At 67.8% G+C, this 22966-nt stretch carries 31 protein-coding genes and 1 riboswitch; of the genes, 16 read left to right on the plus strand and 15 right to left on the minus strand.

The window, feature by feature from the left end:
- Positions 1-37: 37 nt before the first annotated feature.
- The 4 genes from B5D62_RS25055 to B5D62_RS25070 all read right to left on the minus strand — a co-directional run bounded on the left by B5D62_RS25055 (position 38) and on the right by B5D62_RS25070 (position 2048).
- Positions 38-346, minus strand: coding sequence for a hypothetical protein (locus B5D62_RS25055; RefSeq protein WP_085936789.1), 309 nt, complete (start codon positions 344-346; stop codon positions 38-40).
- 8 nt (positions 347-354) lie between these two features.
- On the minus strand, positions 355-684 hold the full coding sequence (locus B5D62_RS25060) for a hypothetical protein (RefSeq protein WP_085936790.1): 330 nt from the start codon (positions 682-684) through the stop codon (positions 355-357).
- Positions 685-760: 76 nt separating this feature from the next.
- Complete coding sequence (locus B5D62_RS25065; RefSeq protein WP_139374079.1) at positions 761-1321, minus strand: hypothetical protein; 561 nt, start codon at positions 1319-1321, stop codon at positions 761-763.
- Between the two features lie 67 nt (positions 1322-1388).
- Entirely contained in the window at positions 1389-2048 is a 660-nt protein-coding gene (locus B5D62_RS25070) for a LexA family transcriptional regulator (RefSeq protein WP_085936792.1), read from the minus strand.
- A gap of 146 nt (positions 2049-2194) precedes the next feature.
- Between B5D62_RS25070 and B5D62_RS25075 the strand changes: the two genes are divergently transcribed.
- The 9 genes from B5D62_RS25075 to B5D62_RS33520 all read left to right on the plus strand — a co-directional run bounded on the left by B5D62_RS25075 (position 2195) and on the right by B5D62_RS33520 (position 6961).
- Entirely contained in the window at positions 2195-2524 is a 330-nt protein-coding gene (locus B5D62_RS25075) for a hypothetical protein (RefSeq protein WP_139374080.1), read from the plus strand.
- Positions 2525-2548: 24 nt separating this feature from the next.
- The gene (locus tag B5D62_RS25080; RefSeq protein WP_085936794.1) at positions 2549-3484 is read left to right on the plus strand and encodes a hypothetical protein; all 936 of its coding nucleotides are present in this window, start codon (positions 2549-2551) and stop codon (positions 3482-3484) included.
- Positions 3485-3754, plus strand: coding sequence for a hypothetical protein (locus B5D62_RS25085; protein ID WP_085936795.1), 270 nt, complete (start codon positions 3485-3487; stop codon positions 3752-3754).
- Positions 3751-4008 (plus strand): hypothetical protein, encoded by a 258-nt coding sequence (locus B5D62_RS25090; RefSeq protein ID WP_085936796.1) that lies wholly within the window; start codon positions 3751-3753, stop codon positions 4006-4008. Before B5D62_RS25085 ends, B5D62_RS25090 begins: the two co-directional genes overlap by 4 nt.
- A 156-nt stretch (positions 4009-4164) precedes the next feature.
- A complete protein-coding gene (locus B5D62_RS25095) occupies positions 4165-4818 on the plus strand; it encodes a hypothetical protein (RefSeq protein ID WP_139374081.1) in 654 nt (217 codons plus the stop codon).
- Between the two features lie 236 nt (positions 4819-5054).
- A complete protein-coding gene (locus tag B5D62_RS25100) occupies positions 5055-5330 on the plus strand; it encodes a hypothetical protein (RefSeq protein ID WP_085936798.1) in 276 nt (91 codons plus the stop codon).
- Between the two features lie 190 nt (positions 5331-5520).
- Positions 5521-5937 (plus strand): hypothetical protein, encoded by a 417-nt coding sequence (locus B5D62_RS25105; RefSeq protein ID WP_085936799.1) that lies wholly within the window; start codon positions 5521-5523, stop codon positions 5935-5937.
- A gap of 34 nt (positions 5938-5971) precedes the next feature.
- Positions 5972-6670, plus strand: coding sequence for a glycerol-3-phosphate 1-O-acyltransferase PlsY (plsY, locus tag B5D62_RS25110; protein ID WP_085936800.1), 699 nt, complete (start codon positions 5972-5974; stop codon positions 6668-6670).
- A 147-nt stretch (positions 6671-6817) separates the two neighbouring features.
- Positions 6818-6961, plus strand: coding sequence for a hypothetical protein (locus B5D62_RS33520; RefSeq protein WP_170921122.1), 144 nt, complete (start codon positions 6818-6820; stop codon positions 6959-6961).
- Between the two features lie 302 nt (positions 6962-7263).
- Here the strand turns inward: B5D62_RS33520 and B5D62_RS25115 are convergent, their stop codons facing one another.
- The 3 genes from B5D62_RS25115 to B5D62_RS25125 all read right to left on the minus strand — a co-directional run bounded on the left by B5D62_RS25115 (position 7264) and on the right by B5D62_RS25125 (position 8839).
- Positions 7264-7599: a hypothetical protein gene (locus tag B5D62_RS25115; RefSeq protein WP_085936801.1), complete on the minus strand. Its 336-nt coding sequence runs from the start codon at positions 7597-7599 to the stop codon at positions 7264-7266.
- Between the two features lie 39 nt (positions 7600-7638).
- Positions 7639-8262, minus strand: coding sequence for an MORN repeat-containing protein (locus B5D62_RS25120; RefSeq protein ID WP_170921123.1), 624 nt, complete (start codon positions 8260-8262; stop codon positions 7639-7641).
- Positions 8263-8554: 292 nt separating this feature from the next.
- Complete coding sequence (locus B5D62_RS25125) at positions 8555-8839, minus strand: metal/formaldehyde-sensitive transcriptional repressor (RefSeq protein WP_085936803.1); 285 nt, start codon at positions 8837-8839, stop codon at positions 8555-8557.
- A 274-nt stretch (positions 8840-9113) separates the two neighbouring features.
- Here B5D62_RS25125 and B5D62_RS25130 point away from each other — a divergent pair, with 274 nt between their 5' ends.
- Positions 9114-9395, plus strand: a complete 282-nt coding sequence (locus B5D62_RS25130) for a hypothetical protein (RefSeq protein WP_085936804.1) — start codon at positions 9114-9116, stop codon at positions 9393-9395.
- Positions 9396-9439: 44 nt separating this feature from the next.
- Positions 9440-11071, plus strand: a complete 1632-nt coding sequence (locus B5D62_RS25135) for an Nramp family divalent metal transporter (RefSeq protein ID WP_085936805.1) — start codon at positions 9440-9442, stop codon at positions 11069-11071.
- Positions 11072-11120: 49 nt separating this feature from the next.
- Here B5D62_RS25135 and B5D62_RS25140 read toward each other — a convergent pair whose 3' ends face one another.
- Together B5D62_RS25140 and B5D62_RS25145 are read right to left on the minus strand one after the other, a co-directional pair.
- Positions 11121-11306, minus strand: a complete 186-nt coding sequence (locus tag B5D62_RS25140; RefSeq protein WP_231714929.1) for a hypothetical protein — start codon at positions 11304-11306, stop codon at positions 11121-11123.
- Between the two features lie 264 nt (positions 11307-11570).
- A complete protein-coding gene (locus tag B5D62_RS25145) occupies positions 11571-12101 on the minus strand; it encodes a hypothetical protein (protein ID WP_085936807.1) in 531 nt (176 codons plus the stop codon).
- 913 nt (positions 12102-13014) lie between these two features.
- On the opposite strand from B5D62_RS25145, the gene B5D62_RS25150 reads away from it, so the two are divergent.
- The gene (locus B5D62_RS25150) at positions 13015-13506 is read left to right on the plus strand and encodes a hypothetical protein (RefSeq protein WP_085936808.1); all 492 of its coding nucleotides are present in this window, start codon (positions 13015-13017) and stop codon (positions 13504-13506) included.
- Positions 13507-13627: 121 nt separating this feature from the next.
- Here B5D62_RS25150 and B5D62_RS25155 read toward each other — a convergent pair whose 3' ends face one another.
- Together B5D62_RS25155 and B5D62_RS25160 are read right to left on the minus strand one after the other, a co-directional pair.
- Positions 13628-14893 carry an aminotransferase class I/II-fold pyridoxal phosphate-dependent enzyme gene (locus B5D62_RS25155; protein ID WP_085936809.1) on the minus strand — a complete coding sequence of 422 codons (1266 nt, stop codon included), beginning with the start codon at positions 14891-14893 and terminating at the stop codon, positions 13628-13630.
- Positions 14894-14937: 44 nt separating this feature from the next.
- A riboswitch (SAM-I-IV-variant riboswitch) is annotated at positions 14938-15047 on the minus strand.
- Positions 15048-15276: 229 nt separating this feature from the next.
- Positions 15277-16146, minus strand: coding sequence for a helix-turn-helix transcriptional regulator (locus B5D62_RS25160; protein ID WP_085936810.1), 870 nt, complete (start codon positions 16144-16146; stop codon positions 15277-15279).
- Positions 16147-16246: 100 nt separating this feature from the next.
- Here B5D62_RS25160 and B5D62_RS25165 point away from each other — a divergent pair, with 100 nt between their 5' ends.
- The 4 genes from B5D62_RS25165 to B5D62_RS25180 all read left to right on the plus strand — a co-directional run bounded on the left by B5D62_RS25165 (position 16247) and on the right by B5D62_RS25180 (position 20236).
- Positions 16247-17095: an SDR family NAD(P)-dependent oxidoreductase gene (locus B5D62_RS25165; RefSeq protein WP_085936811.1), complete on the plus strand. Its 849-nt coding sequence runs from the start codon at positions 16247-16249 to the stop codon at positions 17093-17095.
- 4 nt (positions 17096-17099) lie between these two features.
- On the plus strand, positions 17100-17816 hold the full coding sequence (locus tag B5D62_RS25170; protein WP_085936812.1) for an SDR family oxidoreductase: 717 nt from the start codon (positions 17100-17102) through the stop codon (positions 17814-17816).
- Between the two features lie 45 nt (positions 17817-17861).
- Positions 17862-18803 carry an SDR family NAD(P)-dependent oxidoreductase gene (locus B5D62_RS25175; RefSeq protein ID WP_218191297.1) on the plus strand — a complete coding sequence of 314 codons (942 nt, stop codon included), beginning with the start codon at positions 17862-17864 and terminating at the stop codon, positions 18801-18803.
- Positions 18804-18889: 86 nt separating this feature from the next.
- Positions 18890-20236, plus strand: coding sequence for an NTP/NDP exchange transporter (locus tag B5D62_RS25180; RefSeq protein WP_085936813.1), 1347 nt, complete (start codon positions 18890-18892; stop codon positions 20234-20236).
- Between the two features lie 29 nt (positions 20237-20265).
- Here B5D62_RS25180 and B5D62_RS25185 read toward each other — a convergent pair whose 3' ends face one another.
- The 4 genes from B5D62_RS25185 to B5D62_RS25200 form a co-directional block, all read right to left on the minus strand.
- Positions 20266-20694: a universal stress protein gene (locus B5D62_RS25185; RefSeq protein ID WP_085936814.1), complete on the minus strand. Its 429-nt coding sequence runs from the start codon at positions 20692-20694 to the stop codon at positions 20266-20268.
- A gap of 183 nt (positions 20695-20877) precedes the next feature.
- Positions 20878-21213 (minus strand): phasin family protein, encoded by a 336-nt coding sequence (locus B5D62_RS25190; RefSeq protein ID WP_085936815.1) that lies wholly within the window; start codon positions 21211-21213, stop codon positions 20878-20880.
- Between the two features lie 128 nt (positions 21214-21341).
- Positions 21342-22502: a serine hydrolase domain-containing protein gene (locus tag B5D62_RS25195; protein WP_085936816.1), complete on the minus strand. Its 1161-nt coding sequence runs from the start codon at positions 22500-22502 to the stop codon at positions 21342-21344.
- A gap of 43 nt (positions 22503-22545) precedes the next feature.
- Complete coding sequence (locus tag B5D62_RS25200; RefSeq protein WP_085936817.1) at positions 22546-22845, minus strand: WYL domain-containing protein; 300 nt, start codon at positions 22843-22845, stop codon at positions 22546-22548.
- Positions 22846-22966: the final 121 nt, after the last annotated feature.

Here is a 22966-nt window from a genome sequence, read left to right on the forward strand (position 1 = left end):
CTCTCCCGTGATGTAACGAGCCCGGCGCCACGAGACCTCAGTCCCGGGCGGCCGCGCTGGCCGGCGGGATCCCGCTGGGACGGGGATTGCTCCAGTCCGGGAGCTGGCCGCCGTAGACGGCATAGGGCGTGTTGCTGGAATTGCTGCCGGTGCCGGCGTTGTTCGGCGTCGGCGGAAGATTGGCGGTGGAGGCGGCGCCCGGACTCTGCGGATGCTCCGGCGTCGCCCGTGCAGCGGCTCGGTCGGAGCGCTGGCACCCGGATGCCAGCCCCACCAGCAGCAGGGCAGCAGCGAAGACCGCGACCGGCTTCATGGCCATCCTCATGAAGATCAGTGCATCATCCATGAATACGCTCAGCGGGTCGGACTTGTTCCGAAGCCAGTGGAAGGTCCGGGGGCGCCGCTCGGGTTGCGGGGATCGGCATTCAGCGCGCGATCGACCGGCTTGGCCGGCGGTGGCGCATTGATGCCGGCATTGTTGGTGTCGCTCGGATCGGCGCCGCCCGGTGAATTCGAGGTGCCGGCTTGCGGCGCGGGCCGATTCGGTATCGGGCTGCTGGGCATCGCCGGCTGGGTCTGGGCCGGCTGGGTCTGGGCAAGCTGCGGTTGCGGGTGCGGCGCGAGGGGCAGGGTCGGCGGACCGAACAGGACGGCTGCCGCGACCAGAAGGGAAGCGGGGATCATCGCAGACCTCTTGGAGAGGAGGTTCGGCGCATCGGCGCGCCTGCGAGGTCAACACTGTGCCGATCGGGAAGGTTGCTCAGGCGACGCGGCGGTCGCGATCGAGCGATGCCGAGAGAGATGGTGCTGCGGCGCGCGGCGCTTCGATCGCTGCGCGCAACCTTTCATAGAGCGCGCCGGCCGCGAGGAAGGCGCGCCACGCCTGGGCCCATCGCCGCCGGCTCAGCCGCAGGTCCTTCTCCGTGTCGAGCGCGATGCGCCTCCAGCCCTGGCGATAGGCGCTGCTCTGATGGCGGTCGATGGCGGCGCGGCGCTGCAGGCGCAACCGCCGGATCGCGTCGTCGATCTGCCGATGGGCGCCATCGAGATGGAGATGGCAGTTCAGCAGGCGGGCCGCCGCCTGCTCGTGCGGCAGGCGCAGCGCCTCCGCCGGATGCGGTTGGTGCGGTTGCAGCCGGAACGGATCGCCGCCCAATCGCCGCCAGTCCGCCTCGACCCACTCCAGCTCGGCGCGGCAGGTCTCGACCAGCCATCTCGGCGATCCCGGGGGCGGCTCGACGAGGCCCCAGCGGGCCCAATCCACCCGCGCCCGCCGTCGTTCGAGGAAATCGGCAGGGGCAGGGCGGCGCAAGGAAATCATGCGCCGGATATTGCGATATTAGCAATATCAGGTCAATGCGGAAAACGAGGCGAGAACCCCGCTTGCGTCAGCCGTAGCGCTTCTCGGTGATCAGGAGCGCGCGGCCCCACTTCTTCTTGGGCAGGTCGAAATCCTTGGGCGGATTGTACTGCCGCACGCGCCAGTGGTCGGTGGAGACGCGCAGCAGGCGCTTCACCAGGGCCAGCATGTTGCCGTTCTCGTCGTCGTGGATGAAGACGCAGTCGGCGCCGGGCCGCACTGGCACCGCCGGGTTCACCACCACCTGGTCGCCGTGCTCGATCGCCGGGCTCATGCTGGTGCCGATGACATAGAAGGCGAACGGGTTCTTCACGCCCTGCATACGCTCGGAGCGGCGGATATAGTCGATCGGGTCGTTGACCAGCACCATGGCGCCGTCCTGGCCCGCCTCGGCGCTGGCCCACACCGGCACGTCGGGCCGGCCGCCGCCCTCGGCGATGCGCTGGATCTGCTGCGGCGGCGCCGGCCGGTGGCCGGCCGCCTGGGCGGCCAGTGTCGCGACGCGGTCGGTCGGCGGCGGCGCGGCCTGCAGATAGTCGAGGATGACCGGCACCTCGTTCGCCTTGATCTGCCGGTCGCCCTTCAGCATGCGGTTCACGGCAGCGGCATCCTTGCCGAGCGCGCGCGCCAGACCGGCCTGGCTGAAGCCCGGCCGCTCGAGCATCTCGGCGATCCATTTCAGGTCCATCGATCGCGATCCCTTCGTCCCTTGGCCTCTCCCGGAGGGGGAGAGATGCAGAAATGCAGCTTGCCCGCAATGCGGTACTCGCAAAATTGTTAATAACGCACGAATATCCTTGACGGTATGTTGCGAATACAGCAATGATCGCAATCATGTTCAAGGAGACTCCTGCGGCGGCCAGCGTTTCGGCCGTCCCGGCCGGCGGGAGCGGGCCGGCGGCGCGTCCCTTCTGCCGCCGGCCCACCTCCGGGCCGCTTCCCCAGACCCCGATCCGTCCGTCGCCGCGGCGATGGGCCGATCCCGTATCCGACATCGAGCGCGAGCTCTACGGCGCCCTGATGCCGGACGTGACCTTCCTGCGCCAGCGCGGCTTCGGCGTGCATCGCGAGGTCGATGGCTTCCGCGTCGGCAACCGCCTGGTCGATGCCGACGGCCTGCAGGCGATCGCCGCGCGCGAACGCCGCCTGTTGCGCAAACCCTGATCCACTCTCGTCGAAGGAGGTTCCATGGCGCGCATCCGCACCATCAAGCCCGAGTTCTTCACGTCGGACGATATCTGCGCGCTCAGTCCGCTGGCACGCCTGCTCTATGTCGGCCTGTGGTGCGAGGCCGATCGCGCCGGCCGCCTGGTGTGGATGCCGCGCGTCTTCAAGCGTCGCTACCTGCCCGACGATGCCTGCGATATCGAGACACTGTCGGCCGAACTGCTGGGCCGCGGCCTGGTCGTGCTCTATGGCGACGGGCTGGCGCATATCCCGACCTTCTCGCGTCATCAGCACGTCAATCCGCGCGAGGCTTCGTCCAAGCTCCCGTCACCCGATGACGACGCGTCCTCGCCCGCCAGTGACGCGTCAGAACGCGCTGGTGACGCGTCAGAACGCGCGAGTGACGCGCAGGGAGGAAGGGAAGGGAATCGGGAAGGAAGGGAAGGGGAACTGGAAGGGGAAGGGGCGCGGGACGGAGGGCGCGCGCAGGCTCTGCCTGACGGCTGGAAACCCGACGAAGAGGATCTGGCCTGGGCGGCGACGGCGCGTCCCGACCTGGATGCGGCGGCCCTGGCGGCCGAGACCGAGCGCTTCCGCAACCACGCCCTCGCCAACGGCCGCACCGCGCATCGCTGGGGACCGAACTGGCGCAACTGGATCGGGCGGGCCAACGCGACGCGAGAAACGGCGGGCCGCGGCTTGGCCGGCACGCTGGTCGGCACGAGGGGCAGGGGCGAGATCGGTGCCGGCACGGTCGATCGCGAATCCGACGGCCAGTGGCGGGCGCGGCTGCGCGGCTATCGTCCCGGCCGGTTCTGGCTCGACGGCGATTGGGGGCCGCGGCCGGAGAGCGGCCAGTCGCGCGTGTCGGCGGCGCTGCTGGCCGAATGGCGGACGACCCAGTCGGGCGAAGGGCAGCGAGGCGGGGGCGACTTGCTCCCGGGGAGGGCGGCGTGAATGTCCCGGACCCCGCGCCCGATCCTCGACGCCGCCGCCGGCAACGTGCTGGTGATGATCGCCCTGCATCAGGACAAGCCCTGCCCGACCAATGCCGAGATCATGGAATGGACGGGCGTGCCGCGCCGCCGCCTGCGGGCCTACCTGCAAAGCCTGGTCGCGCGCGGCGTGATCGAGATCGAATATCGCGACATGAATCCGAGCCGTCGCCGCCTGCGCGCGCCGGGCATGCCGTGGACCGGCTGGACGCGGCGGGGCAACTCGGCATGAGCGCCGAGCCTCTGGCTCCACTCCAGTCCCAGTCCCAGCCGCTGGTGCTGACGGCGGACAAGGTGATGCGCGATCTCGAGCAGATCCGCCTCGCTGCCCTGGAGGCCGGCGCCTTCGCCCCCGCCCTGCGCTGCGTCGAGCTGCAGGGCAAGCATATCGGCCTGTGGCGCAACGAGGCGCCGCTGGACCAGACGCTCGAACAACTCATCGCCGCCGTTCCCGTGCGCGACAGCACGGAGACCAGCGACGTATGAGCGCCTTCGGCCAGCGAGTCGGCCAGCGATCCAAGACCCATCCGATCCACGAGGCAGACATCACACCGGCAGCTCATGGGATATTGGGAGAGCGTCCATCTCCGAGCCTGGCGCGAGACGACCAGGGCCGTCGGCCTTGAGCGGGAGCGACTGGGCGTGTTCCTCGCGATCCAGCTCGTCGTCGCCGGCGCGATCTATCTCGCCCTCGGCGAGGCCGGCCTCGAGAAGGCGGCGGTGTCACGCCTCGCCGCGGCGGCAGCGCCGTTCCTCGCCTTCCCGATCGTCTATGCCTGGAAATTCGCGGCCGCGGTGCCGGCGCTGGCGGCGGAGAGCGCGGCGGTCATCGCCGAGCTGCGCGGCCGGCTCGATCGCACGCCCGTGCCGCCGTCGCGCGATCTCTGGATCGACCCGCACCAGGCCTGGCGTCTCGCCGCCGCCCGTCGCGGCCTCGCCGTCGAGGACGATGCGGCGACGGCGGCCGCGACCGTGTTCGCCGACTTGCGCCAGTATGCCAGCGACGGCGAACTCGCGGTGCGCGGCCGGCCGCTCTGGCCGGGCGATGCCGTCGCCGTCTCGCCGCGCAAGCCGGTGCCGACGACGCACTGGGATCGCCATGATTTCGATGGCTCCGCCTATGTCGGCACCGATGCCGCCACGATCCGCGCCGCCAGCACCATCCTTTGCGGCCCGTCGTCCGGCGACAACGGCGTCCGCTACTGCGACCTGGTACTGCGCCGAACCGACATCGAGCGCCTGTTCCCGCCATCCGCCGCCACAGCCAAGGAATCCACCTTTGAGCGCTGCCCCTGAACTCCCTCATCGGAGCGCGCCACTCCAGTGGCGCTCATGATCTGATACGCCACTTCAGGGCGGAGGTGTCCGCGCGCAGTGGCGCGCTCGCCTGAATCGCAAGCCACGCAATTCATCGTCATCCCGAGCGGAGGCGAGCGCAGCGAGGCGTAGCCGAGGGACCTGTTTTCCGGACATCGCCCCTGACGGAAGCATTGCCAAGACAGGCCCCTCGGCTTCGCTCGGGGTGACGGCAGGTGCTGGCGGTGCGCGGCCGGCCGCTCTGGCCCGGCGATGCCGTCGCCGTCTCGCCGCGCAAGCCGGTGCCGACGACGCACTGGGACCGCTTCGACTTCGATGTCGCGGCTTATCTCGACGCTGCCGACGGGACGACGATCGCTGCCGCCAGCACCATCCTTTGCGGCCCGTCGTCCGGCGATGCCGGTGTGCGCTATTGCGACCTGGTGCTGCGCCGGACCGACATCGTGCGCCTGTTCGCGCCGTCGACCGGCTCGACCGCGATCGCGGCGTGAACGGCGACGGAAAAGAGATCGCTCGGCTGCGCTCGCGATGACGAGACTTTGGACTCTCCCATCGTCCCGAGCGGAGGCGCCCGAAGGGCGGCGCGGTCGAGGGATCTCCTTGGGCGAGCCGGTCCGACGGGCTCAACTCCTGCTTGCCCCGGTGCCGATCGTCCTGCATTGAAAGGGCGGGGAAAGGGACATGCCGCTTCACTCGACCTTTTCGCATCCCTTGCGTCTGGTGATCACGGTGGCCAAGGGTGACGTGCTGCCGCGCGAGATGCTGGACTATCTCGGCCGCCTCGATGCCAGCGGGGCGCGGCCCTATCGCAAGATCTTCGATGTCACGGCGCTGGAGATGCCGATCACGAGCGAGGCCATCCGCAATCTCGCCAGCATCGTCCGCGCGCGCGAGGCGGAAGGCCCGGTCGGGCCGGTCGCCATCGTGGTCGGCACCGACAGCGCCTATCGCAAGGCGCAGCTGTTCGTGCGCGAGGCGACGATGAAGCGGCCGATCAAGGTGTTCCGCGAACAGCACCAGGCGCGCAAGTGGCTCGACAGCTTCGAGGCCGCGCCCAAGGACGGCAATCCGGACGATCCGCCGCGGCGCTCGGGCTGAACGGCGGAAGCGGCAGCGAGGGGATGGCGTGACGATGTTCTGGATCGCAGGCGGGATCGGATTGGCGATCGCCTATCTCCTCGGCGCCACGCCCACCGGCTATCTGGCCGGCAAGCTGCTGAAGGGCATCGATCTGCGCGCGCATGGGTCCGGGTCGACCGGGGCGACGAACGTGCTGCGGACGCTCGGCAAATGGCCCGCGGCCGCGGTGCTCCTGGTCGATGTGCTGAAAGGCGTGGCGGCGATCGTCTTCATCCGCTGGCTGTACGCCTGGCTACAGGCGATGCCGTCGCTCGCGCCGCCGCCGGGACTCGATGCGCGGACCGGCGCGGCGTGGGCCGTCTGCCTCGCCGGGCTTGCCGTGGTGGTGGGCCACAGCCGGTCGATCTGGCTGAACTTCACTGGCGGCAAATCCGCCGCGACGGGGCTCGGCGTGTTGCTGGCGATGTCGTGGCCGGTCGGTGTGGGCGCGGCGGCGGCCTTCATCGTCGTGCTGGCGGTCTCGCGCATCGTTTCCCTCGCCTCGATGCTGGCGGCGGCGACGGCGATCGCGCTCGTGTTCGGCCTTGCACAGCCGCTGCCCTATCGCCTGCTGGTGATCGCCGGCGGCCTCTATGTGATTGTACGTCATCGTACCAACATCGGCCGGCTGCTGGCCGGGACGGAGCCGCGCCTGGGGCACAGCAGCCCGGGATCGGCACCGACAGCGCCGAAAGCGGCATCGCGACTCTGAAAGGTGCGCTCGTGCCCGCGCTCGCATCGCGGGGCCTGCGACCTTTGATGCCGGGGGACATTTGATTCAAGTCAACGCCGGCCGGTCCTGCGGTCGGCACGGTCGAGCATGCACAATTTCCTTTTTCGCTGTCCGGCGACGGGGTTGATGATCCAGGGCTCGATCGAGCAGGTCGATCCGTCGACGCGATTCGTCCCCCAGGATTGCCCGGTCTGCGGCGGCATCCATCTCGTCGACCCCCGCACGGGCGAACGCCCGCAGGACGAGGCCAAGGGCGACAGCGACTGCTGATCCGCGCCGGTTCAAAAAAAGATCCTCGACTGCGCCGCCTTCCAGGCGGCTCCGCTCAGGATGACGGAGGGGAGTCGAACGTCAGTGCGGGCGCAACAGCGCTGTCGCCGTGGGCGTAGCAACGCCGTCATCACCAGCGCAGCAACCTCGTCATCGCGAGCATAGCCAAGCGATCTCTTTTCCGCCGCCGTTGAACCGAACGCCGCTCGAAAAGATCCCTCGACTGGGCTCGGGATGACGGGAGATCGAACTTTGTTGGGAGTCCCTGCAAGCAGGGTCACGCGGCGGGTGATGTGGCGGTGCTACTTCGTCTGGCGCCAGACCAATCGACCCGGCGGCCGAGATTTGATGATTTCAACTTCCATTCCGGCGTTACGGAAGGATTGGCGGAACTTGGAGGCTTTGCGTTGGCCCCATATCCCCAGATGATACTCACCGCCCTTCAGAAGCCCGCACCGATAGACGGCGCAGCCCCCGAAAGCGGCTGATAGTCCTGCCGTCTGCTTGATGCCGCCGCCACCATATACGGCCATGACGGCAGCGAGGAGCGCTGCGGTGACGACGGTGTCGAGCATGAACGCGGCCCCACCCGGACCGCGAAAGACATAAACCCGAACACGCTCCTTTTCCTTACGCATCGCCTTCAGTCCTTGGGCGCCGGTCTCGCGGCAGCGGTCTTACTCGAAGCCGCAGTCCTTGGGCGTCACCAGCACGGCGATCTGGCGCTTGCCGTCGTTGTAGCAGCCGTTGCGCCACACACCGTCGTAATTCTCGACGCCGCCCGCGTCGTTGTGGCCCGAGAAGGTGCCGCGGCCGTTGGGCAGGCCGCTGGCGAACATGCCGTCGTAGCGGTCGCCGTTGGCATAGGTGTAGCGGCCGAGGCCGTTGCGCTCGCCGTTGCGATAGGTGCCGACATAGCGGCCGGCCTTGCCGTCGGTCTCGATCACGCGGCCGTTCAGCACGCCGTCCTGGTACTCGCCCTCGATCTTCACGCCGTCGGCGCTCTCCGACAGGCCGCGTCCCTCGCGCTTGCCGGCCTTGAACTCGGCCTCGCCCTTCCAGGTCGTCGCGCCCTTGTAGCGGAACTCGTAGGTGCCGCGTCCCTCGGCCAGGCCACCCTTGCAGTCGCCGTTCCAGATCACCGAATCGTCGGGCTCGACGTTGCGCGTCCAGATGCGGCAGCCGGTGCGCTCGTCTTCCAACCATCCATCCTGGGCCTGGCCACAGGGCGCGAAGAAGTGCACCGCGGCGGCCGCGGAAAAGAAGAACACCGGCAGGAATTCGAGGCGCAGGCGGAACATGGCGGCGCGCATACTAGCGACGTTGGTGTGCGCCGCCAGCAGAACACATCGCCTCGCGGTGGTAATTGCAGCACAGGCGGAAATTGTTGGCCGTTACTTGTTCTCGCTTGCGACGTGCAACTGAAGAAAGGCGCCGGACGGCCCGCGATGTTGCAGCACTTCCTGCTGCTTGTTGGACACGAGTCGACCGTGTCGGAGCGAGCGTCCGGAGCGAGCGGCCGATCAGATCGGGCTGATCATGTCGGACTCATCAGGTCGGGCCGATCAGATCAGGCTAATCAGATCGGGCCGATCACGTCAGATACGAATGGATGATCTCGACCAGCTCTTCGGCCGCCTGCGTGCGCGGGTCGCCTTGCTTGGCTTGAGGATCGACCAGATGTTCGAGGATGTGGTCCTCGATCACCTCGGCGATGAAGCCGTCGAGCGCGCCGCGGCAGGCGGTGGCCTGTTGCAGGATCGCCGAGCAGCTCGCCTCCTCCTCGATGCGCCGTTCGACGGCATCGAGCTGGCCCCGGATGCGGCGCACGCGCATCAGCAGCTTGCGTTTCTCTTTTTCTTGCGTGGTCGGCGACATCGGGCTTGATCCCATCCTGGAGGGGGGTATATAGGCTCCTGGCGGCCCGGTTGTCGAATGCGACGGTCCGGCCGCCTCGGAAACAATCTGCAAGGGAATCGATGAACCCGCGATCTAGCAACGCTCGGTCGGTTCACCGCGGTCACGTCGTGACGGCGAGGACGGCCGGGCCCATAGCCCGGGACACTCGGATCCTGGGGGCCGCTACCCGCTAGCCCCCCGGTCCCGCCGTCTCCCGGGTCGGACTCAACCGATCTGACAGAGGAGGCGTGCGATGACCGCCGCATTTCTGGATGTCCGCCTGGCCGATGCACGGCAGGCTGCGACTGCAAAAGCTCTCCAACACGGGGTTCGCCCCCACGCTGGGCACCAGCAGGATGTCCGGCGTCAACAGGACGCCCGCCGTGATGTCGCGCGCCTGCTGGGCCTCGATCGCCTGCCGGCCGAGGGTCCGCGTCTGGCGTGCGGCTGGCAGCGCGAGGCCGATGGCCGGCTGGTCTGCCGCTGGGAGCCCGACCCGGCCGTCAGCGTCGTGCCGACCGACGGCCGCTTCTAGTTCCCCAGTCCGAGTCAGTAACCCGAGCGAGTAGGCGTGCGATCATGACCAGCATCGACACCACCGCGGATGCCCGCGGCGCCATCCTGGACGAGGCCCATATCGGCGATATCCATGGCGCGCTGGGCACGATCCGGCGCGACGATGTCGGCGCCCGCGACGGCTGGCGCGCCCGGCTGATGACGCTGCTGGCGATCCTGGGGCCGGGCCTCATCGTCATGGTGGGCGACAACGACGCCGGCGCCTTCGGCACCTACACGCAGGCCGGACAGAACTACGGCACCACGCTGCTGTGGACGCTGCCGCTGCTGATCCCGGTCCTCTACGTGAACCAGGAGATGGTGCTGCGACTGGGCGCGGTGACGGGCGTCGGCCATGCGCGGCTGATCCTCGAGCGCTTCGGCAAGTTCTGGGGCGCCTTCAGCGTCATCGACCTGTTCCTGCTCAACGCCCTCACCATCGTCACCGAGTTCATCGGCATCAGCCTGGCGCTGGAATATCTCGGCCTGCCGCGTGAGATCGGCATCGTCGCTGCCGCCGCCCTGATCGTCGGCGCCGCCAGCACCGGCAGCTTCCAGCGCTTCGAGCGCTTCGCCCTGATGCTGGTGTTCGGCAGCTTCCTGCTGATCCCGGTGCTGCTGTGGTCGCATCCGCCGGTGGCGCAGATCGCGCACGACCTCGCGACGCCGGCCTTCCCGGCCGGGGCCAAGCTCGGCGACGTGATGCTGCTGGTGATCGCCATCGTCGGCACCACGGTGGCGCCGTGGCAGCTCTTCTTCCAGCAGAGCTATGTCATCGACAAGCGCGTGACGCCGCGCTTCATGCGCTATGCCCGCGTCGATCTGTGGCTCGGCATCGTGATCGTGATCGTGGGCGCGGTGGCGATGATGTCGTTCGCCGCCGCGGCCTTCGCCGGCCGGCCCGAGTTCGGCACCTTCCAGGACGCCGCCGCGGTCGCGGCCGGGCTGGAGAAGCATGCCGGGCGCATCGCCGGCGTGTGCTTCGCCGTCGCGCTGCTCGATGCCTGCGTGATCGGCGCCAGCGCGGTGTCGCTCTCGACCGCCTATGCCATCGGCGACGTGCTGTCGCTCAACCACTCGCTGCATCGCAAGCCGAGCGAGGCCAAGGCCTTCTATGTCGTCTATGTCGGGCTGATCTTCCTGGCGGCGATCCTGGTGCTGACGCCCGGCACGCCGCTCGGCCTGCTGACCAACGCGGTGCAGACGCTGGCCGGCGTGCTGCTGCCCAGCGCCACCGTGTTCCTGTTGCTGCTGTGCAACGACCGCGCGGTGCTGGGGCCGTGGATCAACGGCCGCTGGGTCAACCTGTTCACCAGCATCGTGGTGGCGGCGCTGGTGCTGCTGTCGGTGGTGCTGACCGCGGCGGTGCTGTTCCCGGATCTCGGCGACGGCGCCATCCTCGGCATCCTGGGCGGCGGCAGCGCGCTCGCCGTGGTGGCGGCGCTCGCCTTCGTGATCTCGCGGCGGCGCAGCGGCGCCGAGGAGGCGGTCGACCGCTCGCTGCAGGCGAGCTGGCGCATGCCGGCGCTCGACACCCTGCCGCCCGCACGCCTGACCCCGGCGACGCGCTTCTGGATGGCCGTGCTGCGCGCCTACCTCGTCCTCGCCGGCGGCCTGGTCCTGATCCGCATCATCCACCTCGCCATCAGCGGGTGAGGCTGCTTACGCCGTGATCCGAGCCTGCGCGGCCTGCACGCCGCTACGATCAGTAGTTGGCTTTGAAGGGGAGCGGCGTTTGTCGCTTCGCCGCCTCGTCGGCCAGAAAACGCAGCAGTTCGCGCTTCTCGGCGGTGCGGCTCGCGCCGGAATTGGGCATGACATGGCTATCGCCAACAAAGCCCAACTCGGCTCTGCGGCGTTCGATCCTCGCCTCGAGATCATCCAGCGTCATGGCGCGCATTCTATCACCCAACTGCTTCGAGGCATTGGACTTTGCTACTCGACTTACCAGATGATAAAAGGAACCACGCTGGGCAGCCTTGCGGCGAACCCAGCGGGATAGCAAGTGCTTGCTAATTACCTCTTAGCGTATTTGCATATCGCCACACTCCGATGCGCACTCGTGTTCGTTGGGGTTCTGCCCTCGGTGCTCTCCGTGCAAAGTCGGCACCTTGGACACTCGATACGGAACGGCGGCCGGTGGCCGCCGTTTCTGTTATGCGGCGTCCTTCTTGTCGGACTCCGCCGAAAAGCCCTCCTCGAAGTCCTTCTGATCGTCGTCGCTATCAGCGGCGGCGGCCTTCGCCTGCTTCTGCTGCTTCACGCGTTCATACCAAGCGAGCAAACCCCACTCGCCGTTAGGCAGACGATGGAAGATGCCAGAATTCTTACGCAACACCTGCCGGATGCCTGTCATTGCGTTGTTGGCATCCTCGGTTTCGAAGTGATAGCCGCCCTTCTTTAGGCTCTCGTAGATCTCGCGGACTGTGGTCGGCCCAAGATTGGCGGCTTTGCGCATCTGCAGGTATTCGCGGGCAGCTGTGGTCATCACCTTTCCGTAGAAAGTGTCGCCGCGGATGGCCGTGATGCTGGGACCCGTGGGTGAACCAACATCGGCATAGGCAGGGGGAATCCCAGCAGCCTCACACAGACGGTTGATGAGGGTTTTGGTCTCGATGACCTTCTTTTCCTGATCAATCAACTGCTGCTGGAGCGCAGCAATCGCCGGTTCAAGCTGTTCGCGCATGCCCAACCTCCAATCTCGGCCTGTGGGCGCATAGGACTATGCAGAATGCCGCTTGGCGAGTCAATCTCCTTTCAAATAATTTACTTTTTCCACCATCGGCGACTGGTCTTGGGTGTCGCGTGACGGCGCAGAGATATCGCGAACATCGAAATGATGTTCTTCTAATATTTGTTAATGCATTGAAATTGCTTACTTATTTTACTAATATCATTTTAGGTGATGCGCGACTTTCTTCGCGAAATGTTGGTGATCTCCGGTTTTTCACGTTGTCTGTTTAAATTTTTTCAAAGATGAGACTCGTAAATTTCGTGTCCATAAGCGTCTAAAAAATCTCTATCTCCGATTTCTCGTTAAAAAAGACGATTGATTGATTTCGAGGTCAAATCCGACGTACTGCCCTTAGAGGGGTGTAAAATTTACTTCTTTTGCTAGTTTGTGAAATTGACGGCAGATCTCGCGAGACGGCGAACGGCGTTCGCGTCAGTTCACGAGATCGAGCTGAATAGAAGTCCATATTGTGGTGATACCCGGGGTATTGCTGTCCATCGTGCTAGGAGCGGCATCCTGCACGCCCACCTCGGCCACGCCGGCGGCTGGTCCTGATCCGGATCATCCACATCGCCGTCAACGGGTGACTCTGCTCACGCCATGATCTGGGCGTGTGCGCGGGCCGCGCGCCCGCTCGGCAAGCAGTCTTGCTGCGATTAATAGTTGGCTTGAAGGGAACGACGCGCCTTGCTTCGTCGTCGGGCCGTGAAGCCCGGACAATCCATCGACACGGCGCGCCTTGAGGTTGCATTGCGGTCTGCATACTATCGCGCCGGGCTTGAGGCGGTTGTACCTGTGATGTCATCGCGTGGCGACAGTTTGTCCGTTGAGCTCAGGATGAGGCGCCAATCGAGACGAGGGGACCATGGCCCGCACACGGCACGTGCCGGCGTTTGTGACGTTCAACCGGCGAGCGCGGCCCGAGCGCGTACAGCCGACGCTTCTTCGCCTGGCGCTGCTCGCGACGGTGATGGCGGTGGCAGGCTGTTCGACGCAGTACAAAATCGAGCGCCACTATACGCTGCGCCGCGAGCAGCCCTACAAGGGCGAATATACCTGTACCGCGATGTGGGACGCGAAGCTGCCGCCCAGCGAGGCGGCCGCTGTTCGGCAGGAATTGCTGCGACGCTGTCTGGAGCAGGCGAAGTCGGACGGCTTCCTCACGGCCGTCGTTGAAGCGCGATCCGCGACCGCGACCACCACGACCTACGCCTACAGCGTTGTAACCTCGGTCAGGCAGTCGCCCGCGCTCCAGATTACGCTCACCGCCTTCAACGCGAAGCGGCCGGCCACTGAGCACACAGGCGACGCGGCTGTCCCGATCGATACCCTGCTCGGAGCCAAGAAGAGCCCATGACCATGATGGTCTGGTGATGCTCCGGTCGAGCCGGTCGGATGTCTCCGCGCCTCCTTCATCGAGTCGGACGGAGACGGCATCGGTGAACGCCTGATCGCCGGCGGGTGAGCCATCGGTCCGATCACGCCAGTGCCTCCGCGGCGGCGTCGAACGCCTGAGCGAAGTCGGCGATCAGATCCTCCGGATTTTCCAGGCCGATCGAGAGACGGATCAGCCCGTCGTCGATGCCGGCCGCCTTGCGGCCGACCTCGCCAAGTTCGGCGAAGATGGTGTGCGCCACCGGAATGGCCAGAGTGCGCGCGTCCCACAGGTGCGTCGCCAGAACGACCTGCCGCAGGCGGTCGAGGCGGGGCGCGAACGCATGATCGGGCCTGAAGCTGAAACTCAGGAGCTGACCGAACCTGTTGCCGAACAGGCGTCTCGCCCGCTCGTGTTGGGGGTGGCTTTCCAGGCCAGGGTAGCGAACGGAAGCGACTTCCGGCCGCCGCTCCAGCCAGCGGGCAAGCGCGAGGGCGTTGGCCGAGGCGCGTTCGACCCGCAGATGAAGGGTCTCCGCGCCAACCGCCAGTCGATGGGCGTCCTCCGCCCGCAGCGACGCGCCGCAGTCGCGCACCCCCTTCCGCCTTATCTGGGTCAGGCCGAACTTCGCCGGATCGCCGGTACGGTAAAGCGGATCGACGCCGGGGTCGTGCGCCCAGTCGTGACAGCCCGTGTCGCTGATGGCACCGCCCATCGCGGCGCCGTGACCGCCGAACCCCTTGGTGAGGGAATTGACGACGAGGCCGGCTCCGAACCGGCCCGGCTGGACAAGCGCGGGCGTCGTCAGGCTGTTGTCGACGACGAAGAGCACGCCCCGCTCGCGGCACAGTGCGCCGATCCCTTCCAGATCCGCGACCTCGGTGCCGGGGTTGGCGATCGTCTCGACGAAGACCAGCCGCGTCGCCGGTCGAAGCGCGGCTTCGACGGTGCCGGCGGACGTGGCGTCGACGAAGTCGACTGCGACGCCGAAGCGCTCGAAGCTTCTGAGCAGGCTCGACGTGTTGCCGAACACATGGCGGCTGCAAACGACGTGCGAGCCCTGCGCGAGCAAGGAGAAGAAGGTCGCGGAGATCGCGCCCATGCCGGTGGCGAAGACGACGCTGTCCCGTGCGCCTTCCAGCAGCGACACCTTCGCTTCGAGGGCAGCATTGGTCGGATTGGTCTGCCGCGCATAGGTGAAGCCCGGCCGGCTCTGCTGGAACACGGCGATCAGCGCCTCGGTGTCCGGATGACCGTAGGGCACGCTGGGATGAACCGGCGCGTGCACGGCGCCGTCGGCATCGCGGCGGCGATCCAGATGCAGAAGGACGGTCTCGAGGCTCGCCGCGCCTCGCTCATCGCTATTCATCAACGCGCTCCCTGTTACAGAGAGGCCCGACGATTCGCTTGCGGCTTGACCCGTTTCGTTGCCTGGTCCGGCCACATCCTCTCCGTCAGGAGAGAGCCACCTTGCTCGGGAAGCAGGTTGGCGCTGGGCGTCGGCCCAACTCTTGATGCTGCGCCGCTCATACTTCACCCGCCCGAAGGCGGCAAGCACTTAGGCTCGGGCCAGGGTCGGCGCGGAGAAGAAGACGGTGGCGGAGCCGACGCGCAAGGCGAGGCAGAAACACCGGACGAGGCCGTGAACCGGATCGCCGCGGCAGCGCAGCGGCGCCAAGGAGGAGGCGGTCGACCGTTCGCTGCAGGCGGGCTCGCGCGATGCCCGCCTGATCGTGTCGCCGCCGATGGCACTCAGACCGGGCCGAGGGCCTTGAGCAGGCGGTCGAGTTTGCGGATCGAGCGCTCGTCCTCGAGCGGCGTGTAGACGACCAGCTTCATGTCGGGCTGGTCGGCGATGGCGAGGCTGGTGTACTCGAACACCATGCGTCCCGCCTTGGGATGGTCGATGCGCTTCACGCCGCCGAGCGGGCGCTGCACCTCATGCCTCGGCCACCAGGCGCGGAATTCGGCGCTGTGCGCGGTGAGGAGGGCGATCAGCCGTTCGAAGTCCGGATCGCCGGCATGGCGCACGCTGTCGGCGCGAAACATGGCGAGCGAGGCTGGCGCCAGCAGGTCCCAGTCGACGATCTTCCGGCGATGGTCGGCATCGACGAAGATCATGTGCATGGTGTTGCGCGCATCGCCGCCGAGTCGGCTGTAGTCGCCGAACACGGCAACGGCGGCGCGGTTCCAGGCCAGGATGTCCCAGCGGCGGCCCAGCACGTAGGCCGGCTGGCCGCCCATGCTGTCGAGCATGCGCAGGATGGAGTCGGGCACGATCTCCGGCCCGGACCGGCGCAGCTCCGGCGCCGGCCGGTCGCTGAGGAGAAACAGGTGGCGCTGCTCGGCCGGGTCGAGCTGCAGCGCCTTGGCGAGCGCCGACAGGACCTCGGCCGACGGGCGCACGTCGCGCCCCTGTTCGAGCCACGTGTACCAGGTGGAGCCGACACCGGCGAGCAGCGCGACTTCCTCGCGTCTCAGGCCGGGCGTGCGTCGACGGGCTCCGGGCGCCAGCCCGACGGACTTGGGCGTCAGCCGTTCGCGCCGGCTGCGCAGGAAGGCCGCGAGGTCGCGGCGGCGCGTGTCGTCGAGGACGAGGCGGGTATCCATGGCGCTCAGCATAGCATTACCGGTACCAGAATAACGCCAGTTCTGTTTGCCCTTCTTGGCTCCTGCGAAGGTCCGCCCCGACACGGCACACCAGCCGAGGAGCAAGGGCAGCATGACTGTGAAGGGCAAGACCGTTCTGGTCACCGGCGCGACCGACGGGGTCGGGCGTCGCGTGGCCGAGAGGCTGGGCGCGGCGGGCGCCGAGGTGCTGATCCATGGCCGCGACGCGGCGCGGGCGGAAAGTCTGCGCGCGGCGATCGCGGCGGCCGGCGGCAGGGCGTCGATCCATCTCGCCGATCTCGCATCGCTCGACGCGGTGCGGGCGCTCGCCGCCGCCGTGGCCCGCGACCATCGCCGTCTCGATATCCTGATCAACAGTGCCGGCGTCGGCTTCGGCCGCGACGACAGGCGCGAACTCAGCGTCGATGGCCACGAGCTGCGCTTCGCCGTCAACTATCTCTCGGGTTTTCTGCTGACGCATCTTCTCCTGCCGCTGGTCGTTGCGGCGAAGGGCCGGATCGTCAACGTCGCCTCGATCGGTCAGGAACCGCTCGACTTCGACGATGTCATGCTGGCGCGTCGCTACGACGGCCATCGCGCCTACCGCCGCAGCAAGCTCGCCCAGATCATGTTCACCATCGACCTGGCGAAGGAGCTCGACGGCACGGGCGTCACCGTCAACGCCGTCCATCCCGCGACCTTCATGGATACCGCCATGGTGCGCGGCGATGGCATCACGCCGATGAGCAGCGTGGAGGAGGGCGCCGACGCCATCCTCCAGCTCGCCGCGTCGCCCGATCTCGACGGCCGCACCGGCCTCTACTTCGACGGGCTGCGGCCGGCCCGCGCCCATGTCCAGGCCTACGATGCCGCCGCCCGCGCCCGTCTCCGCGCGCTCAGCCTCGCGCTCGCCGGCCTCGATCCCTCCTCGTCGTTCCCGCAAGTGCAAGTGAAAGGATAGACTCATGACCAATCAGCACACTGTCGTCGTCGGCGGTTCCTCGGGCATCGGTCTCGCCACCGCCCGCGCGCTGCTCGATGCCGGCCATACGGTGACGATCGCCGGGCGCTCGGCGGAGCGCCTGGACCAGGCAAGCGCCACGCTTGGCGGCCGCGCCAACGCGGTGGTCCTCGACGCCGCCGATCCGGTGAGCGCCAGGAGCGCCTTCGACAAGATCAAGCGGTTCAATCACCTCGTGCTCGCGCTCGGCTCCACCAAGGGCGGGGGACCGTTCGCCTCGGTCGATCTCGCCGAGATGCGCCAGGGCTTCGAGGAGAAGGTCTTTGCGCATTTCGCCACCGCGCAGGTGGCACTGCCGTTCCTCGTCACGGCGGGCAGCATCACCTTCGTCTCGGCGGTGACGGCGCATGCCGCCTTGCCGGGAACCGCCGGCATAGGAGCGGCCAATGCCGCCGTTGCGGCGCTGGTGCCGATCCTGGCGGCGGAACTGAAGCCGCTGCGCGTCAACGGCGTATCGCCCGGCGTCATCGACACGCCGTGGTGGGATTTCCTTCCCGCCGAGGCCAAGGCATCGGTCTTCGCCGACTATGCCGGCAAGACGCCGGTCGGCCGCGTCGGCAGTGCCGACGACATCGCGCGCACCATCGCCTTCGTCGTGACCAACGGCTTCATGTCGGGCGACACCATCGTGTGCGACGGCGGGCTACGGTTCGCCGCCTAGCGACGATGCCGGCCGCCCCTGTCATGCCGTTCGGGAGACGCGAACATGGACGAGACTGACGATCCGCGGCGACCGGTCCGTCGCCATGTCCTGACGACGATGTCGGCCCTTGCCGCGGGCGCGGTGCTGCCGCCGCTCGCGGCGCTGGCCGCGCCCGCCGACAAGCCGGCGGGCGAGGGAGGATCACGCACCATCCTGGTCACGGGCTCGACCAACGGCGCCGGACGGCGCGTCGCCGAACGGCTGGCGGGACCCGGAACCACGGTGCTGGTCCATGGACGCAATCGCGAGCGCGCGGAGGAGGTGCTGGCCGCCATCCGCACGGCCGGCGGCGAGGGCCGCTTCTATCCGGCCGACTTCGCCGCGCTGGCCGAAGTGCGCGGGCTCGCCGAGGCGCTGGCTCGCGATTGCCCGCGGCTCGATGTGCTGATCAACAATGCCGGCATCGGCACCGGCCGGCCGGGCGAAGGCCGCCAGACCAGCAAGGACGGCTACGAGATGCGGTTCGCCGTCAACTATCTCGCGCCATTCCTGCTGACGCGGCGCCTGGCGCCGCTGCTACGCACCAGCCGCCCGGCGCGCATCGTCAATGTCGCCTCGTCGGGGCAGAACCAGATCGAATTCGACGACGTGATGCTGACCCGCGGCTATGGCGGCCAGCGCGCCTATGGCCAGAGCAAGCTGGCCCTCATCATGTTCACCTTCGATCTGGCGCAGGAACTGGCCGGGACCGGCGTCACCGCCAATTGCCTGCATCCGGCCACCTACATGGACACGGCCATGGTGCGCGAGTCCGGCATCTCGCCCTGGAGCAGCGTCGACGAAGGCGCGGCCGCGATCCTTCATCTCGCCGTCGGCCCCGACATGGCCGAGCGCACCGGCCTCTATTACGACGGCCTGCAGCCGGCCCATGCCAGCTCGCAGGCCTACGACAGGGAAGCCCGCGCCCGTCTGCGCGCGCTCAGCCTGCAACTCACCGGTTCCTGAAAGCGGGAAACGCCCCAGCCTCGTGCCGTCGCGCCGACAGGGCGCGGCGGTTCCGTTCGCGCGATCGTCACCGAAGGCAATCGAACATGTCGCTCCGTCAAACCGCCCTGCGCCGCTGGATGGGCATCGAGCCGGGCGAGGCCCCTGCCGTGCTGGCGGGCTTCCTCATGCTCTTCACGCTCTTCACCTGCTACTTCTCGCTGCGTCCGGTGCGCGAGACGATGGGCATCGCCGGCGGCGTCAACAACCTGCAATGGCTGTTCACCGCCACCTTCCTGGCGACGCTCGCGGTGAGCCCCGCCTTCGGCTGGCTGGTCTCGAGGATCAGGCGGCGCCACATCGTGCGCTGGGTGCTGGGGATCTCCGGCGCGACTCTCGTCACCTTCGCCGCCTGCGTCCGTGCTTATGGCGAGGCCGCATGGCTGGCGCGATTCTTCTTCGTCTGGCTGTCGGTCTTCAACCTGGTCGCGATCTCGCTGGCCTGGAGCGTGCTCGTCGATGTGTTCACCGACGCCCAGGCGCGGCGGGTCTTCTCGCTCATGGCGGCGGGGGCGAGCCTCGGTGGCCTGGCCGGACCGCTGATCGGCGTCTTCCTCGCCACCCGCATCGGCAATGCCGGCCTGCTCGCCTTGGCCGCGGCGATGCTCGTCCCCGCGACCGTGTGCGCCGACCATCTCTCGGGTCGCGTCGGGACGAGCGGAACGGCGCGGCAGGCGGACGGATCGGAGCGCGACACGATGATCGGCGGCAGCCCGCTCGCCGGCGCCATCCATGTCCTGCGCTCGCCCTTCCTGCTCAGCATCGCGCTGTTCGTGATCCTGCTCGCGAGCGTCAGCACCTTCCTCTATTTCGAGCAGGCGCGGTTCGTCGCCGGGCGGTTCGCCGACCGGGCGGAACAGACGCGCTTCTTTTCCGGCATGGATGCGGTGGTGCAGTGCGCGACGCTGCTGATCCAGCTGTTCCTGACCGGCCGCATCGCCGCCGCGTTCGGCCTGCGCTTCCTGCTGCTGGCGCTGCCGCTTGTCACGGTCCTGGGCTTCGTGCTGCTGAGCGTGTCGTCGCTGTTCGGCCTGTTCGTCGTCGTGATGGTCGTGCGGCGCGTCGGCGAATATGCCCTGGTGCGTCCGGGACGCGAGATGCTGTTCACGCGCGTGCCGGTGGACGACAAGTACAAGGCCAAGAACTTCATCGACACCGTCGTCTATCGCGGCGCCGACGCCGTCAGCGGCTGGGTGAAGACGGGCTCGGACCTTCTGCTCGGCTCGCAGATGGGCGCCGTCGCCGGGGCCGTGGTCGCCCTCGCCTGGGCCGGCTCGGCGATCGCGACGTTGCGGTTCCATCGTCGCATCGAGCGTCGCATCGAGGCCGCCGAGGCATCGGCTGCAGGCGAACCTGTGCCGCCGCCGGTGGTGGCGGGATCGGCGGGACGGTAGCTGGAGGACGAAGCGCTTCCCGTCGCTCGCTACGGGACGACGACCACGACGCAGGGGGCGAGGGTCACGATCTTCTGGGAAACGCTGCCCAGCAGCAGGCCGGCCAACTGCCCGCGGCCTCGGCGGCCGATCACGATGGCGTCGACGGCCTCGCGGCGCACCGCGTCGATGATGGCCGTCGCCGGATCGCCCCAGGCCACGAGGGACCTGGTCGGCGACACGCCGAGCTGACGCGTGCGCTCCTCGGCGCGTCTCAGGATCTGCCGCGACGCCTGGTCGAGGGCGCCCCAGAGATCTCCCTCGGCGGCGCGCAGTTGCTGCATCTCCTCGTCGGAGGCGTTGCCGCCGACGGTGAGGATGGACAGGGTGCCGGACATCGCCTTGGTCATCTCCGCGGCAACGTCCATCGCCCGGCCGGCTCCCTCGGAGCCGTCCGTGGCGACCAGGATATGATGCATCGTACGCTTACCCCTATCGACTTCGGCGCTTGTCGACGTCGACCCTCGTTGTCAGCGACGGGAGCGAGGCGGACCGGGAGCCTACAGCGCGATGACTTTTCATGGAATCAAGCCGTCGCCCGGACGCATGCGCTGCCATGCTACGAGCGTCAGGGCGACGGCCGAAGCAAAAGTCATCGCGCTTTAGGCCTGCGTCGAGGCAGGCCCATGCGCCTGCAGCGCGGTGGCGATGCGGCGATTGTTGTCGACCCAGGTCTCGCCCGACTTCTTCACGAAATCAGTGGTGCAGGCGAAGAATTCGGCGGGGTCGCCGCACGTGGCAAGCTTGCCGATATAATCGGACTGGGCCTGGAGATGACGGGCGGCCATGCCGAGCATCTCCTGTGCGATGCTGGCGTAGAGCTTCGTCGGGAAAGCCGACGCCGTCTTCATCCAGTTCGGATCGATGAAGGGGGTGGGAAAGGCGGCGGGAGACGGTGCGGGAGAGGCCGTAGCGGCCGCGGGCTGATCGTTCGCCATCGAAACAAACTCCTTGGTTCGGCTATCCGGGAACAGAAGGCGCCGTCCGTCTGCGACGGGCCTTGAGCTGGATCAATCAATCTGCATCATCCAAATGGCATCGGCTCTTTTTCGGGTATGCATGCGCGTCACCCCGCCGGCGGCGTCGCCTTCAGCACGTCCCTGAAAATGCCGAACTGCAGCTGGAACGCCTGCGGGCTGTAGTCCTGGTAGTAGCCGGCGGTCACGGCGACGACGAGGTCGAGCGACGGGACGATGCGGATCGACTGGCCGCCACGACCGAGGGCGGCGATCCACGGCACGTCGCGCCGCTCGATCCTGGTGGTACCGAGCCACCACAGATAGCCGTAGGAGAAGCCGCTGGTGGCCTTCATCCACGGCGTGATCGAGGCATCGATCCAGTCCTTCGGCACGAGCTGGCGACCGTTCCAGCGACCGCCGGCCAGCACGAGCTGGCCGATCTTCGCCATGTCGCGCGGGCGCAGGCGCAGGCCGCCGCCGGCATCGGTATCGCCCTTGATGCGCTTCCACTCGACGCCGGTGATGCCCAGCGGCTCGAACAGGGCCGTGCGCGCCAGTTCGTCGAGCGGTTGTCCGGTCGCCTTGCGGACGATCGCCGACAGCAGCGCGAGCGCGCCGGTGTTGTAGAAGAACTCCTGTCCGGGCGGCGCCGTCATCGGCAGGCCGAGCACGTAGCGACACGGATCGGCCGCGCGATGCATGCGCGCCTCGTCGTTGTCGTCATTGCCGGTGCTCGGCGTCGCCTCGATCCAGGCCAGGCCCATCGACATGGTGAGGACGTGGGAGAGCTTCAGGCTGTCCTTCTCGGGCGTACGCAGGTCCGACAGTTCGGGGAAGAAGCTGAACACCGGCTGGTTGACGCTGTCGATCAGCCCGCGATCGATCGCGATCCCGACCACGAGCGAGGCGACGCTCTTCGACACCGACTTCAGGTCGTGCTGCGTGTCGGCATCGAACACGACGTTGCGGATGTGGCGGTCGTGGATCTCGTCGGGACCGCTGAGATACCGTTCGAACACCAGCCGGCCGCCGCGCGCCACCAGGACGGCATGCACGTTGGCCGTCGGCGATGTCGCGAGCCCATCGGTCATCCGGCACAGCGCGGCGCGATCGACGAGCTTGTCTTCCGTCGCGGCGGCAACCGGCCAGCCATCGTCCCGCGCGCTCGGGACAGCGCAGCCGCCGGGCGGCTCCGCCCGTGCGGGTGACGCGACGAGCGGCGCCAGCGCAGCCCCACCGAGAAGGGGAACAAGCCGGCGCCGTCTCATGTCATCCTCTCGGTGCCGCCCATCGGTGCCGCCTCTCGGCGGCCTAGATCTGCTCGATGATGATGCCGGCCTTCATGGCCGGATCGGCGGGGCGATAGCCGGGGCGGGGAGTGTCGAAGCGCTGCTCCACTTCGACCGCCTGCTCGATCCTGTCGAGATCGAACAGCTTCCAGGGTGTCCGGGACGAGCGCTCCGGCCCGCTGAGCTGGAAGGCGCGCAGCAGCGTCCGGCCCCGGCCGTTGCGGCCCAGCACATGGGGCTCGACGGTGTAGTCGCCTTCCTCGGTCCGCAGTCTCAGCCGGTGACCCGTCCGAATTGCTTCCTTGACCGTGTAGAAATGCATGTGAATACAAGTAGCGCGATCACCCGGCTCCGTCCATGCGGCCAAGCGGTCGCGTTTCGCGTTGTCACGGTTTCCTCGGCGATACCAGGGATATTGGCACGATTTGCGACGCGGCGCAGGG

Source organism: Enhydrobacter aerosaccus (assembly GCF_900167455.1).
Classification (GTDB): domain Bacteria; phylum Pseudomonadota; class Alphaproteobacteria; order Reyranellales; family Reyranellaceae; genus Reyranella; species Reyranella aerosaccus.